This is a genomic window from Nereida ignava (genome assembly GCF_001049735.1).
GTDB lineage: Bacteria > Pseudomonadota > Alphaproteobacteria > Rhodobacterales > Rhodobacteraceae > Nereida > Nereida ignava.
Genome location: NZ_CVPC01000022.1, coordinates 1 through 14,812, shown reverse-complemented (window position 1 = coordinate 14,812; position 14,812 = coordinate 1). Strand labels below are relative to the sequence as shown.

The 14,812-nt window shown below is 52.8% G+C and carries 12 protein-coding genes and 2 pseudogenes; 4 read left to right on the top strand and 10 right to left on the bottom strand.

The features are described from left to right. Positions 1-239: 239 nt before the first annotated feature. Positions 240-677, bottom strand: a complete 438-nt coding sequence (locus NIG5292_RS12600) for an RrF2 family transcriptional regulator (protein WP_048599898.1) — start codon at positions 675-677, stop codon at positions 240-242. Positions 678-827: 150 nt separating this feature from the next. Between NIG5292_RS12600 and NIG5292_RS12595 the strand changes: the two genes are divergently transcribed. Further along, positions 828-2,225, top strand: coding sequence for an MFS transporter (locus NIG5292_RS12595; RefSeq protein ID WP_048599897.1), 1,398 nt, complete (start codon positions 828-830; stop codon positions 2,223-2,225). 239 nt (positions 2,226-2,464) lie between these two features. On the opposite strand, the gene NIG5292_RS12590 is transcribed toward NIG5292_RS12595, so the two are convergent. Continuing rightward, a complete protein-coding gene (locus tag NIG5292_RS12590) occupies positions 2,465-3,370 on the bottom strand; it encodes an AEC family transporter (RefSeq protein ID WP_048599896.1) in 906 nt (301 codons plus the stop codon). Beyond that, positions 3,367-4,551 (bottom strand): aminotransferase-like domain-containing protein, encoded by a 1,185-nt coding sequence (locus tag NIG5292_RS12585; protein ID WP_048599895.1) that lies wholly within the window; start codon positions 4,549-4,551, stop codon positions 3,367-3,369. The genes NIG5292_RS12590 and NIG5292_RS12585 overlap by 4 nt, the downstream gene beginning before the upstream one ends. A gap of 49 nt (positions 4,552-4,600) precedes the next feature. Here NIG5292_RS12585 and NIG5292_RS12580 point away from each other — a divergent pair, with 49 nt between their 5' ends. From NIG5292_RS12580 to NIG5292_RS12575, 3 genes and pseudogenes are all read left to right on the top strand, one after another. Continuing rightward, the gene (locus NIG5292_RS12580) at positions 4,601-5,473 is read left to right on the top strand and encodes a LysR family transcriptional regulator (RefSeq protein ID WP_048599894.1); all 873 of its coding nucleotides are present in this window, start codon (positions 4,601-4,603) and stop codon (positions 5,471-5,473) included. 236 nt (positions 5,474-5,709) lie between these two features. Beyond that, a pseudogene (locus tag NIG5292_RS15185) lies at positions 5,710-5,881 on the top strand (transposase); the annotation flags it as partial. Positions 5,882-5,939: 58 nt separating this feature from the next. Further along, complete coding sequence (locus NIG5292_RS12575; protein ID WP_048599893.1) at positions 5,940-6,155, top strand: NfeD family protein; 216 nt, start codon at positions 5,940-5,942, stop codon at positions 6,153-6,155. A gap of 42 nt (positions 6,156-6,197) precedes the next feature. On the opposite strand, the gene arsJ is transcribed toward NIG5292_RS12575, so the two are convergent. The 7 genes and pseudogenes from arsJ to NIG5292_RS12535 form a co-directional block, all read right to left on the bottom strand. After that, complete coding sequence (gene arsJ, locus NIG5292_RS12570; protein ID WP_048599892.1) at positions 6,198-7,451, bottom strand: organoarsenical effux MFS transporter ArsJ; 1,254 nt, start codon at positions 7,449-7,451, stop codon at positions 6,198-6,200. Then, positions 7,451-8,449: an ArsJ-associated glyceraldehyde-3-phosphate dehydrogenase gene (locus tag NIG5292_RS12565; RefSeq protein ID WP_048599891.1), complete on the bottom strand. Its 999-nt coding sequence runs from the start codon at positions 8,447-8,449 to the stop codon at positions 7,451-7,453. The genes arsJ and NIG5292_RS12565 overlap by 1 nt, the downstream gene beginning before the upstream one ends. Positions 8,450-8,453: 4 nt before the next feature. Continuing rightward, on the bottom strand, positions 8,454-9,293 hold the full coding sequence (locus NIG5292_RS12560) for an arsenate reductase/protein-tyrosine-phosphatase family protein (RefSeq protein ID WP_048599890.1): 840 nt from the start codon (positions 9,291-9,293) through the stop codon (positions 8,454-8,456). Positions 9,294-9,519: 226 nt separating this feature from the next. Beyond that, a protein-coding gene (locus NIG5292_RS12555; protein WP_143082004.1) for an IS3 family transposase occupies positions 9,520-10,649 on the bottom strand; the annotation gives its coding sequence in 2 pieces (ribosomal slippage) (positions 9,520-10,415 and positions 10,415-10,649; 1,131 coding nt in all). A 287-nt stretch (positions 10,650-10,936) separates the two neighbouring features. Continuing rightward, entirely contained in the window at positions 10,937-12,646 is a 1,710-nt protein-coding gene (locus tag NIG5292_RS12545) for a SulP family inorganic anion transporter (protein ID WP_048599887.1), read from the bottom strand. A gap of 78 nt (positions 12,647-12,724) precedes the next feature. Next, complete coding sequence (locus NIG5292_RS12540; protein ID WP_048599886.1) at positions 12,725-14,404, bottom strand: bifunctional protein tyrosine phosphatase family protein/NAD(P)/FAD-dependent oxidoreductase; 1,680 nt, start codon at positions 14,402-14,404, stop codon at positions 12,725-12,727. 13 nt (positions 14,405-14,417) lie between these two features. Then, positions 14,418-14,812: pseudogene (locus tag NIG5292_RS12535) on the bottom strand (MBL fold metallo-hydrolase); the annotation flags it as partial.

The following is a 14,812-nucleotide window of genomic DNA, read 5'->3' as shown; positions in this document are numbered from 1 at the left end:
AAATCGATATGGGAACGACTTACAAGCAGCTGAGTATTACGGAACGATATCCAAAAACGCCCGCAATTGTGGAATTGCGGAGTTGTAACGTGCGGCGGTCTGATGCGGTAGCATGGGTGTCATCTGTAGAAATCCGCAGCATTCAGCGACACTTGATAAACACTGCGGGTCTCATTAATCGTAGCTCTTCGTAATTCTACTGTCATAAACGCATATCGGGATTTTTCAGGCAACCGGGTCTAACGTTCTCCGCTTGCCCTCGTCTTTTCCTCAAATCCTTCGGCTAGTTGTGCGACAGTCACGCAGTTTAGCGATAGTTCAAACTGTTTTTTTGCTGCAGCAAGTGCATCGCTGGTGGCAGCATTTGCGGCTTTTGCAAGAAGGCAGTCAGTCTCTTCATCATCGCTTCCCATTGCAAAAAGCTGTGGGGATCCCAAAGCCTGATAGATGCTATAAAGCGTTATTTTGTCCAAAGGCCGCATCAGTGACCAACCGCCGCCATGGCCCTTTATTGACAAGACTATCCCCGCATCGCGCAAACCTGACATCGTGCGCCGCACTACTGCCGGATTGGTTTGTAGCATCTGAGCGATCAATTCGGACGTGGCAGGGCCGTCCATCTGATCCAAATGAAGAAGCGCGTGGAGAACGCGGGATAAACGACGGTCTAGGCGCATGAACTAGGTCTTTCGCTTTTATGTAACTTTTGATGTATCAAATAATTGACACCTGCTCTATTATGATACATTTAATGCTACATGATCGTCGGTCAAAATACAAATGGCGCAACCGCGTCTGCGAGCCCTTTGGTAGGTAGGTGGCTCGCAATGGCTGTTCTATTCCTTGGCAGCTTTATGAACCTGATCGACGTTAGCATTACAAATGTCGCGCTGCCGCAGATACAAGCTGATACAGGCGCAAGCGCAACGCAGTTGGAATGGGTCGCTGCAATCTATGTGTTGGCCCTTGCTATAGGGTTGCTGCCCTTTGGCCGGTTCGGTGACGTTTACGGGCGCAAACGGTTGTTCGTGATCGGACTGATAGGCTTTACAATTGCGTCTCTGGCCTGCGGACTGGCCCCGAACATCACAACGCTGATCGCCGCGCGCGCGATCAAGGGCTTCGCCGCAGCGATGATGGTTCCACAGGTACTCGCCATTGTGCATGTGATTTTTCCACCTGAGGAAAAGGCTCGCGTGTTTGGGCTGTTTGGCACGATCTCAAGTCTGGCTGTCGTCGCGGGCCCCATCATTGGTGGGGCGCTTATCTCTACGGATATTGCAGGCCTCAGCTGGCGGTTGGCGTTCCTGATCAATATCCCCTTCGGTGTGGTCGCTCTCGCTGGGGCGCTACGTTTTGTACCGAACCTTATGGGAAATGGTAATGTGCGCCCTGACTGGATTGGCACAGGTTTGTTTACCACCGCGGCTGTCCTGCTGGTCCTTCCGATTATTGAAGGGCGCGCATGGGGCTGGCCTTGGTGGTGCTTTGCCGCTCTCGCAGCATCCATCCCTGCCGCGTTAGTGTTCGTCGCTTATGAGCGCCGTCGCGAAGCACAAGACCTCTCTGCCCTCCTACCACCGTCCCTGCTGGCAAATGGGCCGTATCTGATGCGTTTGGCGCTTATTACTCTGTTTTTCAGTGGGATCCCGGGTCTTTTTCTTGTCCTTGCAGTGTTTTTGCAATCAGGGTTTGGGCTTTCTGCCTTTGAAAGTGGGTTGGTTACGACGCCGTTTCCAGTTGGTGTGATGTTGGCATCGCTGACGACCGAGCGATTGGGTGGTCGTTACCTATTGCAGCGGGTCGCCAGCGGCGCTGCGCTGCTCGCATGTGGCATGCTTGGCTTATTGTTTGTAATCAATGCCACGGGGGCTGAACTGAAAACGTACCTGTTCATCGCGCCCTTGCTGATCTGTGGCTTTGGAATGGGAACATCCATTATGTCCCTGTTCCAGCTCACCATGTCGAGTGTTGCAGCACAGGATGCCGGGGCTGGTTCCGGCGCAATGCAGGCGTTTCAACAGATCGGTGCAGCACTCGGGATTGCGCTTTCGGGTCAGATATTCTTCGCCAGCCTTGGCGAACGCGGCATGGCAATAGGTACAACCCTAGATGACTTTGTGACTGCTGCCGCGCTAGCAACCATTTGGTCTGTAGCTGTCTTCACAGCCCTTACCGTGGTTGTGGGGGCCACAGTTTGGAAAAATAGCAAAGCAAGTAAATGATTGGGGCAATGCATTTTGGAGCAGAAGAATTCACGCGGCGCCCAGTAGCGTTGTCATCATTGTTTAAGGCAGCCTAAGCTGCCCCCTCCCCTCTACGCGTCGCTTCAGGCCACACTGCACGAGCGAAGTTAAAGTGGATTGAGATGTTTTAGCAGAATAAACTTCTATTTTGCTGTTTCTAGTGCTTCAGACACGCTTGAACCAGGCATGGCTTTGCGTGAGTGAACTCTCCCAGCATTCTAAACGACGAGTGCTATCCATACAGGTAGCGTCATACACGCTAAAACTGTCGACTGGGCGATGATCGCTGCTGGCCCGCGTCGGTCTGCTCCGAAGCGGGCTGCCAAAGTTTGCGCGGCAGCTGCAGTTGGTAGGGCGGCGAAGAGCACGACGACAGGTGTTTGTATCACGCTAAGGTCCATGACCTTTGCAAGTCCGAGTGCACAAAGCGGCAGGTAAACCAGCTTGATCAGATGAAAGCCGCCTGTAAATCCGCTTAGTCCCCACAGAACACTCAAATTCAGGGACGCTCCGATAGAGAGGAGCGCGGCGGGAATCGCAACATTAGCGAGGCGGTCTAGTGTTACGGCTGCTGTTTCTGGCGGTGCATGACCTGTAGCGCTTACAAGAAGTCCGGCGCTGCTGGCTAGAAAGAATGGGTTTGCTAGTACCGCTTTGATAACCGAGCCAACGTTCAGACCAGCACCACGAGCGAGCGCACCCACTGCTAGGACATTCGCCAGCGGCACTGCTAAGCCGACCGCTACGGCCATCAAGGCAGCCGCCTCTTGCGGCAGTGCTTGTGCAACCACAAAGGCAAGTCCCGCATTAAAACGCCAAGCAGTCTGCCAGACACCTGCAAAATCAAGAAAAGAAGAAGGCCCTAACCTTCGCAATGGCCAAGCTAAACCAAGGCCGAGCCCCATCAAAATCCAAACCGCCATACCGACTGAGGCGATATCACCAATGCCAATTGGTCGTGCCGCCGCAGCGCTAAACATAAGCGCGGGGAAGAAGATAAAGAAGCACAGCTTGTCGAGGGCGACCCACAGGTTCTTGTCGAGAAACCGCCCAAACACCATGCCGAGGGCGATGATAATTACATCTGGTGCAAGGGCCAGACCGATCGTGCTTACCCCATTCATGTTGTCGACAGGTGCACTGCATCTGCGAGACGATCCGTTGCCTGGCTGATTTTTTCCAAGCTGTTAGAAGCAAAGCAAAACCGAGCGTAGCGTGTAATGTCATTAACTTGGCTGCATGCTGCGAAGGCCTCGCCCGGGGCATAGAGCGCGCCTTGCGCCACTGTCGCTTCAAACAGGCACGCTGGATCAATGTGTTCGGGCAGCCGCGCCCAGAAAAACATCCCGCCCGTTACAGCAGGTGCGTCGAAACCTGCTGCAACAAGGCCCTTCTGCAAGGCATCATGTCGCGCTTGATAGAGCGCGCGTACCGTAGCCAGCCAGCCTGAAAACCGCCCGGACGACAGGTAGGCCAAAGCCACCATCTGCGCTGTGCCACTCGATTGTAGATCACTTGCCTGCTTCATCGCGACCAGATGTGGTGTGATCTCTTGTGGAGTGAGCATCCAGCCAATCCGCAGACCTGGTGCGATAGACTTGGAGCACGACCGCAACGCAATGACACGCGCGTCATTACTCTTCGACATTTCCCAAAGGGATGGCGGTGGTGGCGCTTCGAACCACAAATCCCGATACGGATCGTCTTCGATAATCAACACACCCATTCGTGCGCAAAGCGCTAATAGTGCCGCCCTGCGGTCTTCGCTCAGGACAGACCCAGTTGGGTTCCCAAAGGTTGGGGTGAGATAAAGAACGCGTGCGTTGCTGTCCCAAATTGCTTTGTCCAACCCGTTGATGCATATCCCGCCAACATCCTCGGGCACGGCATAAGCAGATACGTTGCAAGCTGCCATAACTGATAGTGTTGCAGGATAAAGTGCCTCCGGCACTAAAACCGTATCGCCCGCATTACAGAGTGTTCGTATTGTAAGATCGATACCCTGCTGTGCGCCAGAGGTGACGACAACGCTGTCTTGCTGGTCTCCGGATATATCAGCAAGCGCGGACCGTAGGCGCGGATCACCAGCTGTAGGACCGTAGCGCCACGTCATTGGATCTGCCGCTGCGGTTTTAAGTGCATCTTGCAAACCGGTGTGATCGCAGGCGTCAGGCGATGGATGGCCATTTGCCAGAGAGATCATCCCATCGCGCGCAGCTAAAGGGTATAGTGCACGCAGGGGGTTTTTAGGAAGCGCCTTGGCCGAGCGAGACAGTGGCATCGTGGAGTGTGTAATATTGGTCATACGTTATGCATTCCGTGACAAACCTAGCATAAACAAATAACCGTAGGTTATGAAGTTTCACCCTCTCGATACAGTTCCAATAATCGCTTTACGCGCTCTCCCCCTGATCGAAGAGACGGGCAGTATCACGAGGGCTGCGATTGCTTTGAATGTTTCGCAACCAGCCATTAGCCGCGCCATAGGGGCGCTGGAGCAAAAAACTGGCGTTATTGTAACACGCCGGATCGGCGGGCAAATCAGGCTTACAGCGGAAGGTGAACGCCTTGCCGAACTGGGCCGTAGAGAGGCAGTCCTGCGTCAAGATGCGTGGGAGGATGTGATTGGACTGAAGCGCAAAAAGACTGGTGCGGTGCGTATCGGTTCGATCGGTGCTTCGGCCTCGACCCAGCTATTGCCGCCCTTGCTGAGCCGCTATCAGAAGCGATTTCCAGACGTCCGCGTTGCTGTGCGCGAAATACCGGAGCAAGAAATAGCTGAAGCTTTGAAGGCAGGTCTTGTAGATGTTGCGATAACGCTAGCGCAGGACGATCCCTCCTTGGAGCAACATCCGCTCGCTGATGACTATTTGGTTGCTTTTCTACCCAACAATCAGCGATGGCCGCAGCAGCTGACTCCACGTGATATTGCGGCATTACCATTCGTGATGACCAAAGGCGGGTCAGAGCCTTTGGTGAGGAAGTGGTTCGCGCAGGCTGGCGTCGTTCCGGATATTCGTCATGAGGCGCAACAGATCACATCGCTTTTGGCCCTTGTGCAATCGGGCTTGGGAGTGACCATCATTTCAGATCTTGCAGCGCCGAAGTCCTACCCGGGTCTTGCGAAGGTGCCTCTTGACCCCCCTGCCCCTCGCGAAATCGTTTTGGCACGCCTTGCGGGTAACCCTATTTCGGAGGCTGTATCAGCCTTTTGGGACATGATCTAAGTCATATCCTCAATGCCCCAACGCGGCGCCCAACCGGTCTCGACTGTTAAGCGCGGACTAGTCAATTCGGGTCAGCCCACCAGCTGGACCAGACCTTTAGCAGACTCTCGCAACTAACTGGCAATATCTTTCATGGCAAATTGTACAGGGCATCTCAAAGATAGACGCGAGGGTGACCTGGGCCCCTAAAGCTCCTCCAGATTTGTGTAGAGTTCGCCTGACAAAATGACGGACAAATGAAGGCACGATTTACGGACGAACAGATCATAGCGATGTTCAGGAGCGGGAAGCTGGCGAGAAGACTGCTGACGTATGTCGGCGGTATGAGACCTTTTTGATGCGAAGCGATTGCGTGAGTTTGAGGACGAGAACGGCAAGCTGAAGAAGCTGCTGGCTGAACAGATGTTGGCAAATGCGCTTGAGGCGTTTGGCAATGCGTTTAATATGCTGAAAGGGCGCGGTTGATATGGATGCATTAGCAAACACGTGGTGGGCATGGGCTGCGTTTGCCCTTGTTTTGGCGATCCTTGAGGTGCTGGCCCCGGGCTTTGTCCTGCTGGGGTTCGCCATTGGCGCGGCGCTGGTGTCTGTTTTGGTTTTGCTCAACGTCGGCCTGTCGTTGATCTGGCTGTCACTGTTGTTTGCTGTGGCGTCGCTTGTTGCGTGGCCTGCGCTGCAATAGACATCTTTCCGATCTGTCAGCGTACCAAGCTGTGTATGCCATTCAGCCTTTTTCAGACACCAAAAAGCTAACTGCGACAGCGGAGAGTGCTACCATGCCTGAAGCAATACCAAGCATCAGGGGCAGTCCCCCGATTTGATAACTAAGCCCTGATGCAAGTGTCCCGATCAAACGACCTGCGGCGTTCGCCATATAGTAAAACCCGACGTCCATCGTAACTCTTTCAGCCTCGGTAAACGACAAAATCAAAAAAGAATGCAGTGAGGAGTTCACTGCAAAAAGTGCTCCGAACATCAGCAGACCCCCGATAATGGTCAGAGTCAGCCAGGTTTGCGGACCATTTGCCATTAGTGTCGCCCCTGCCAACACCGCAGGTATCATCGCGAGCGCCCAAGCCCAACCACGCGCTGCACTGATAAGCTGTGAAGTGGAGCGCGACTTGGCACGCAATATCCGTGGGGCACTGGCTTGCACGAGTCCATATAAGATGACCCACACGGCCATAAACGCTCCGATCAAAAAGAATGCTGTGCGGTTGCTGTCCGTCGTGCCGTCCGACAGAACCGCATAGAAGTAGATCGGGATCCCGACCACGAACCACACATCCCGCGCCCCAAACAGAACCACACGCGCCGCACTAAGCCAGTTGATATTCCGGTCTTTTGAAAAGACCTCGGTGAACTTCGCATCCTTGCGGCCCTTAGGCAGGCCGACTGGCATAAACATCAGAACTGCCATTAGGATCACAGCTAGAACGACCGCCATTCCGAGCACCGCACCTACGAAGCCCACCGTTGCCAAGAGCGCAGCGCCCAACAGAAACCCCACACCTTTGACCATGTTTTTGGAGCCTGTCAGCAGTGCGACCCAGCGAAATAATCCGACATCCCCTGTGGGCGCGAGCAATTTTACGGCAGATTTAGACGACATCTTGGCCAGATCCTTTGCCACGCCACTGGCGCCTTGTACCAGCATCACAAACGCAACTGATGCGCCGACACTCCAAGACGGGTTAAGTTGCGCTAACGCCAATAGTGCGACAACTTGCAATGCTAACCCCGTATAGAGCGTTGATGTCAGACCAAACCGCGCTGCGATCCAGCCCGCGCACAGGTTTGTCACGATCCCCGCGATCTCATAAAGCACAAACAGATAGGCCAGCTGTACTGGCGAAAAGCCTAAGGTATGGAAATGCAGCAACACCAGCATCCGCAATGCCCCATCGGTGAGCATAAACGCCCAATAAGCTGCTGTAACAGCGATGTAAGCCGACAGGCCTTCGGGCCGCGCTGACATCAGAGGCTGTCCCCAACCATGCACGCAACATCAACCAAGCGGTGCGCATAACCGACTTCGTTATCGTACCACGCGTAGATTTTCACCTGCGTGCCGCCTACAACCATGGTCGATGGTGCATCTACAATGCTTGAGCGTTCGTCATTTGTGTAATCTGTCGACACCAGTGGGCGTTCTTCGTATCCAAGAATGCCGCTCAACGTGCCCTCGGACGCAGCTTTGAAAAGTGCATTCACTTCCTGTGCGGTCGTCTCACGTTCAACCTCGAAAACACAATCGGTCAGTGACGCGTTTAGCAATGGCACGCGAACCGCATGGCCGTTCAATCGCCCCGTCAACTCAGGATAGATTAGCGTGATCGCGGTGGCACTGCCTGTGGTCGTCGGAATGAGCGAATTCAGGGCTGATCGCGCGCGGCGCAAATCTTTGGCCGGTCGGTCCACTATGGTTTGGGTGTTTGTCACATTATGGATCGTTGTGATTGATCCGTGTTTGATCCGCAGATTTTCGTGGATGACCTTTACCACAGGGGCAAGGCAGTTCGTCGTACAGCTCGCTGCGGTCACGATACGGTGCCGGTCGGCCTCATAGATGTCGTGATTGACGCCATAGACAATATTGGCCGCATCGCCGTCCTTGACTGGTGCGGAGACGACAACCTTTTTGACTCCCGCGGCAAAATACGGCGTCAGCTTGGCCTCGGTCTTGTAGACGCCGGTACAGTCGATGACCACATCGACACCGTCGAGCGGTAAATTAGAAATTTCTCGTGTGCCGATGAATGGCAAGCGTATCCCGTCAATGGTCACGCTATCATCGTTGTAGGTGAATGAGGCGTCCCAACGCCCATGCACTGTATCAAACTCCAACAGATGAGCGTGCATTTCTGGGTCGCCAACCGCATCATTAATCCATGCGATTTTTGCACCACGTGCCAAGAGAGGTTTCAGCGCCAGTTTACCAATCCGGCCGAGGCCGTTCAGGGCGTAGACGGTCATTGGTCTATCCTTTTTCTTTGCTTCGGCCGATGTCATCCACGGCTTTTTGGAGGGAAATGAGATCGAGTGATGTAATCGGCAGGGCGGTAAACCCCATCATTCGGTTGCGTAGCGCGCGGTAGCTTTCCCGGAAAGCGAGGCCCTTTTCCGCATCTGCGCCCTCAACGCGGACTGGATCAGGTAGGCCCCAATGTGCACTAATCGTTTGCCCCTGCCACGCAGGACATTCTTCGTTGGCGGCTTCGTCACAAACAGTAAAAACAAAATCAAGAACAGGCGCATTTTCGGTCTGAAACTCTTGGATATTTTTGGCGCGCAAACGAGATACGTCATGGCCGTTATGCACCAAGACCTCCAAAGCAAAGGGGTTGAGTTCTGACCGCGGCTTGGTGCCAGCCGAATAGACGTTGAAACGCTCTGGTGAGAGGTCCCTCAGGATGGCTTCGGCAAAAATTGACCGAGCCGAATTACCAGTGCAAATGAACAAGACGTTGAATTTTTCATCCTCCTTACCAGAAATCTTTCCCCGTGGGTCACCATGAAAAGGAAGGCAGATCTCGGGCCGTCCCCGACAGCAGTCGTTCAAGATGAACCCAACTGTCGCTTTCGCCGCCTCAATATCAACCGAGTATCGTAGCGAGTTGCCAACCCGTTCTTGTTCGATCAATCCGGCCTGCATCAGCGCGGAAACATAGGTGGAAAGTGTATTGGGCTTAAGATCGAGCGCATTCGCCAATTCGGTTGCTGGAACATGATCCGGATAGCGCCGCATAAGCAGTCGAAACACTGCGAGACGGTTTGGATGTCCAAGCGTTGAAAGGCGTTTTGAAATCATAATATCCATAATTCACGAATAACTGAATTTATGATTTATACAAATGAAGGTTTTGTAACAGTGAGCCTTGCTTTGGACAGATAACTTCCTTGGGAAAGGAGCTGGTTCGGCGATTTAAACAATGTTGCTTAGCAGCTGTCACCTCTCGTGCTCGGCCGCAGTTGAGAAGTTGAAACGCTAGGCTGAAGGTTTAAGTTTGGACCTGTCACGCTTTTGTGCCGCCCCGAGTGCTCGTTTAGGCCACTTTCCTTTCGAAGGCGACCGGACTTTTCCAGCCCAGTGCTGAGTGCCGGCGGCGGGGATTGTAGAAGCCATTGATGTATTCGAAGGTTTCCATTTCAGCCTGCCGTCTGGTTTCCCATGTCCGTCGCCAGATTAACTCTGCCTTGATGGTTTTGAAGAAGGTTTCGACTGCCGCGTTGTCATAACAATTTCCCTTGCCGCTCATCGATACCTTGAAGCCATACTGGCGCAGGATTTTCTGATAGTCGTGAGAGCAATATTGGCTGCCACGATCCGTATGATGGATGCAGCCTGTGGGCGGTGCACGGAAAGCGATAGCCATTTGCAGCGCCCGGATTGCCAGGTCCCGTTTCATCCGATTTGAGACGGCCCAGCCGATCACACGGCGTGAATGCAAGTCCAAGATCACAGCCAGATATAGCCAGCCTTCGCGCGTCCAAACATAGCTGATGTCGCCAGCCCATTTTTGGTTTGGACCATCTGCTGTGAAGTCACGATCCAGCAGGTTCGGTGCAATGTTGAACTTGTGGTCACTATCTGTCGTGACCTTGTGTTTGCGCGTTCTAACAACGGATATGCCATTCTGGCGCATCAAACGGCCCACACGGCGGTGGCCCACATCCAGGCCGATCTCCTTGAGCTCTTCCGTCATCCGTGGCCTGCCATAGCTGCCCAGACTGAGACGAGACTGCTCTTTGATGTGCGCCAACGTAACCAGATCAGACCGTTGTCTGCGACTTTCAGGGCGGTTGCGGAAAGCACGTAGTCCGCGAGTGCTGACGCCGACGACATCGCACAGTCGGTTGGCTGGGAAGTTGGCCCGGTGTTCTTCGACAAACCTAAATCTCATTGCTTTAGGCCCGCAAAGAACTGGGTGGCTTTTTTTAGGATGTCCCTCTCCTCCTTGAGGAGCCGGTTCTCGCGCCGAAGCCGGTCATTCTCCTGGGCGAGGCTCAGATCCTCCTTCGACACCACGTCTGTGTCTCGATGGGCCGTGATCCATTTGTTCAGCGTCGACAACCCAACACCTAAATCTGACGCCACCTGCTTACGCGTCAGCCCACTGGTCAACGCGATCCGCACCGCATCTTGGCGGAATTCGTCCGTCCGTTTCAGTCTCATAGTTCGTCTCCTTTGTTGCAGTAAATGCTATCAAAGGAGCGGCATCAAACCGTGACAGGTCCACGTCAAGCAAGCAAATCGTTGGGTATGACAAGCAATCTTACAGAAGCCAGAACCGAATGAAACGACGTTCACGAGGCACAAAATGGCGAGATATCTTAAGACTCTGTGAGTGATGCTCCAAGTTTTTACTGCCAGCCGTCAAGTTTGTACAAACGTCTATATTTAAATTACGAGTTCTGGCCACCAAAAGTAAAAACTCGAATATTTTTCTTCAAAGCTTCGTTTTAACGCGTCAAACTTACCCACGCATCGTACTGCGAAAGAAACACTTTGCCGTTGATGTCACCGATTAGATGAGATTTTTTTAATCGATCCATCACCGGGCCTTTGACCTCGGAAAGGTGCAGCCCTACTCCCATGTCAATCAATCTCAGATTGATTGCTTCAAGGCTTTCTAACGCAGAAAAATCTACTTCATTGACTGCTGAAAACATCAAAACGACATCCTTAATATCGCACCCTGCCGTCACCCGGGAATGAACCAAATCTTCAAGAAAACGCGCATTTACGAAATATAGGCTTTCATCCACCCGCAGTGTCAAAATATTTGGATTGGTCTCAACTGCATGCCTTTTCACATTCCGAAAATGTTGTGTGCCAGAAACAAGCCCAACCTCGGCCACGTGAGGCCGGGACGTCTTGTAGAGATGCAAAAGTATGGAAATACCTACTCCGCTTGCTACGCCAACTTCCACGCCCATGATCAACGTCAACGCTATGGTCGCCGCTACAGCTATGAAATCCGCGCGTGCGTAGCCCCAGGTTTTTCTGAGGATCGAGAAATCCACTAATGATAGGACCGCGACGATAATTGTCGCGGCAAGAGTAGCATTGGGTAAATAGTAGACTAATGGCGTCAAAGCTAAGGCTGCGACAGTTAAACCGATGGCAGTAAAAATGCCCGCCGCGGGTGTTTCGGACCCTGCGTCAAAATTCACAACTGAACGTGAAAAACCACCTGTGACAGGAAAGCCTCCGGTAAATGCGGCACCAAGGTTTGCGGCTCCTAGCCCAATTAGTTCTTGATCCGGGTCAATCCTTTGACGCTTCTTGGCCGCTAATGTTTGTGCAACCGAAATACTTTCTACAAAGCCAATTACGGATATCAGAATTGCCGGCACGAGCAGAGTTTTAATTAAGTCAGGGGAAAGCCCCGGAATTGTAAACGGGGGCAGGCTTTGGGGCACGTCGCCAACGATTTTAACCCCCACCCCATGAAGATCAAAAATCCAGACTGCCATCGTTGTTGAGGCCACCGCGGCAACAGGTCCTGCTTTTGCCAACAGATCAGTCATCAGTGGGCCCATACCAAGCCGTTTTAACAATGGTTTTAAACTGCCGCGGACCCAGAATAGAAAACCTGTTGCGCTCAGACCGATGACGACAGTTACCAAATTTATCTGATCCAAATGAGCCCCGATCGAGCCCAGCATTTCAGGTAGAGTATGCCCATGAGCGCTAATACCGAGAATGTGTTTGAGCTGGCTTGTGGCAATCAAAATACCAGACGCAGTGATGAAGCCAGCAATGACTGGGTGACTGAGAAAGTTCGCAAGAAACCCAAGCCGTAGAACGCCCAAAAGTACAAGAAATGCTCCTGAGAGCCCAGCTAATGTAAGTGCTGCAACAGCATATCCGGCGGTGCCAGTTTCTGCGACTTGCCCAATTGCAGATGCTGTTAACAACGACACAACAGCGACAGGTCCAACTGCTAACGCTTTGGATGTGCCAAAGATCGCATAAAGAACAATCGGCGCGATTGAGGCATAGATCCCAGCCTCAGGAGGTAGGCCAGCCAACAGCGCATAAGCCAGAGATTGTGGGATCAGCATGATTGTGACGATTACTGCAGCAATCATATCATTTGAAAAAGCTGAACGGTCGTAGCGCCGCCCCCAGTCTAGGATCGGCAAATAACGTGCAAAATAGGTCATTGATTTGTTCAGTCTATAATGGGGAAACCACATCAGGATGCGGCTTCCCTTAGTATATCTCTGGGTGCTGCAGATGCATCACTCTGCCGGTGTCTTAAGCTTCTCTGGTGTTGCCATCCATTCCTTACCTTTCAGCATGGCCTGCCAGTAGATAGGTGGCAGCATCTTTTCCTTCAGAAACCATGCAGCACGGGTTGGTTTGGTACCGTTGAGAAGAAAAGAGGGAAAGCTTGGCTTCAAAACACCGCCATAACCAAACTCTGCCAGAACAATCTTGCCGCGCTCGACTGTCAGTGGGCAGGAGCCGTACCCGTCATAAGCAGACACCGGCGAACTGCCCCGAATATCCGCAACAATATTGTCGGCTACGGTGGGTGCTTGTTTGCGCGCTGCCGCCGCTGTTTTGGCATTTGGTGCGTTCATTACATCCCCCAAAGACCAGATGTTGTCATACGATTTGTGCCGTAATGTCGCCTGATCCACATCAACCCACCCTGCGGCATCTGCAAGTGGCGAGACGCGAATGAAGTCTGGTGCAGATTGAGGTGGGCAGACGTGCATCATATCAAAATCAACAGTGATCGTCTGAACATCAGTATCTGGTTTGCGTACCTCGAAAGTCGCAGTTTTTGCAGAGCCGTCAACAGACACCAGGTTATGGAAGTAGTTCAGTGTTGCGTCGTATTTTTCGATGTATTTCATCAGTGCGGGAACATAATCTTTGACGCCGAATAAAGCGCCGCCTGCATTCATGAACTGAATATCGATATTCTTGAGAGCGTTATTGCGGAACCACGCATCGCCAGACAAATACATCGCCTTTTGTGGCGCACCTGCGCATTTGATAGGCATCGGTGGTTGCGTAAATAAAGCACGTCCTTGTCTTAATCCTTGAACCAACTGCCATGTGTATGGTGCAAGGTCATAGCGATAGTTTGACGTCACACCATTACGGCCCAAAGTATCTTCAAGCCCCTCGATTGCAGCCCAATCAAGTTTCAGTCCTGGGCAGACAACCAGACGATCATATTTGATGACACGGCAGCCCTCGATAATGACTGCATTTTTTTGTGGTTCAAATGCCGCAACAGCCGCCTTGATCCATTTTACACCTCGCGGGATCAGCGAACCCATTGTTTTTGATGTTTGCTTTGGCTCAAAAATGCCACCGCCCACCATGGTCCAGCCGGGTTGGTAATGATGGATGTCTGACGGATCGATTACAGCAACCGACAAGCCCGACTTGCGGGCCTTCAAGCTAGCAGCAACTGAGATACCACCTGCACCTGCACCAACGATCACAACGTCATAATGTGCATCACCTGTATCCGCAGGTGTTTTCCCCCCGTTTGCAATGCGGCGCGCGACGCCGTTCATGTCAAAGCCTGCTGATTTAGTTGCAGCCAATATCTCAGAAATGGGGCGCTTCTTGGCTTCGTTAAGGGACCATAGTGTCGCCGAGCGCATACCAGTCCGGCAATAAGCCAACACAGGGCGAGGGAGATCTTTGAGCGCATTGGAGAAGGCATCAACATCGGTATCACTGACCATCCCAGACTGCACAGGAACATATCGTGTTTCGATCCCTGCCATCTGGGCCGCACTGGCTATTTCTTCGAATGAGGGTTGATCAGCACCTTCACCATCGGGGCGATTACAAATGATTGCGCGGATACCAGCTTCATTTATAGCATCGATATCTGCGGCACTAATTTGAGCGCTCACGGTTGTTTTTTCGGTAATTTTGTTGAGTTTCATGATGGTTTTCCAGTTAGAGGCCGTTGACGGGGACTTTGAGCATTGGGTTGCCGTCTTTGTCGGTTGGGACCTCGCCTGCGCGCATGTTCACTTGGAGCGAGGGGATGATCAGCTTTGGCATGGCGAGCTGCGCGTCGCGTTCCGTGCGGAACTTGATGAAGTCCTCGCGTGTTTTGTCGCCGCCCACGTGGATGTTGTTGGCCTTCTCATCGGCCACAGTCGTTTCCCACTGAATATCGCGCCCGTTGGGTCCGTAGTCGTGGCACATGAACAAACGCATGTCGTCCGGCAGAGCCAGAACCTTCATGATGCTGTCGTAAAGCTCCTCAGCAGAGCCGCCCGGGAAATCGCAGCGCGCTGACCCACCGTCGGGCATAAATAGGGTGTCGCCCGTAAAGGCCGCGTTGC

Excerpts from the sequence above, each read along its gene's own strand:
- NIG5292_RS12600 (WP_048599898.1), bottom strand. The coding sequence starts at position 677 with ATGCGCCTAGACCGTCGTTTATCCCGCGTTCTCCACGCGCTTCTTCAT.
- NIG5292_RS12595 (WP_048599897.1), top strand. The coding sequence starts at position 828 with ATGGCTGTTCTATTCCTTGGCAGCTTTATGAACCTGATCGACGTTAGC.
- NIG5292_RS12590 (WP_048599896.1), bottom strand. The coding sequence starts at position 3,370 with ATGAATGGGGTAAGCACGATCGGTCTGGCCCTTGCACCAGATGTAATT.
- NIG5292_RS12585 (WP_048599895.1), bottom strand. The coding sequence starts at position 4,551 with ATGACCAATATTACACACTCCACGATGCCACTGTCTCGCTCGGCCAAG.
- NIG5292_RS12580 (WP_048599894.1), top strand. The coding sequence starts at position 4,601 with ATGAAGTTTCACCCTCTCGATACAGTTCCAATAATCGCTTTACGCGCT.
- NIG5292_RS12575 (WP_048599893.1), top strand. The coding sequence starts at position 5,940 with ATGGATGCATTAGCAAACACGTGGTGGGCATGGGCTGCGTTTGCCCTT.
- arsJ (WP_048599892.1), bottom strand. The coding sequence starts at position 7,451 with ATGTCAGCGCGGCCCGAAGGCCTGTCGGCTTACATCGCTGTTACAGCA.
- NIG5292_RS12565 (WP_048599891.1), bottom strand. The coding sequence starts at position 8,449 with ATGACCGTCTACGCCCTGAACGGCCTCGGCCGGATTGGTAAACTGGCG.
- NIG5292_RS12560 (WP_048599890.1), bottom strand. The coding sequence starts at position 9,293 with ATGGATATTATGATTTCAAAACGCCTTTCAACGCTTGGACATCCAAAC.
- NIG5292_RS12545 (WP_048599887.1), bottom strand. The coding sequence starts at position 12,646 with ATGACCTATTTTGCACGTTATTTGCCGATCCTAGACTGGGGGCGGCGC.
- NIG5292_RS12540 (WP_048599886.1), bottom strand. The coding sequence starts at position 14,404 with ATGAAACTCAACAAAATTACCGAAAAAACAACCGTGAGCGCTCAAATT.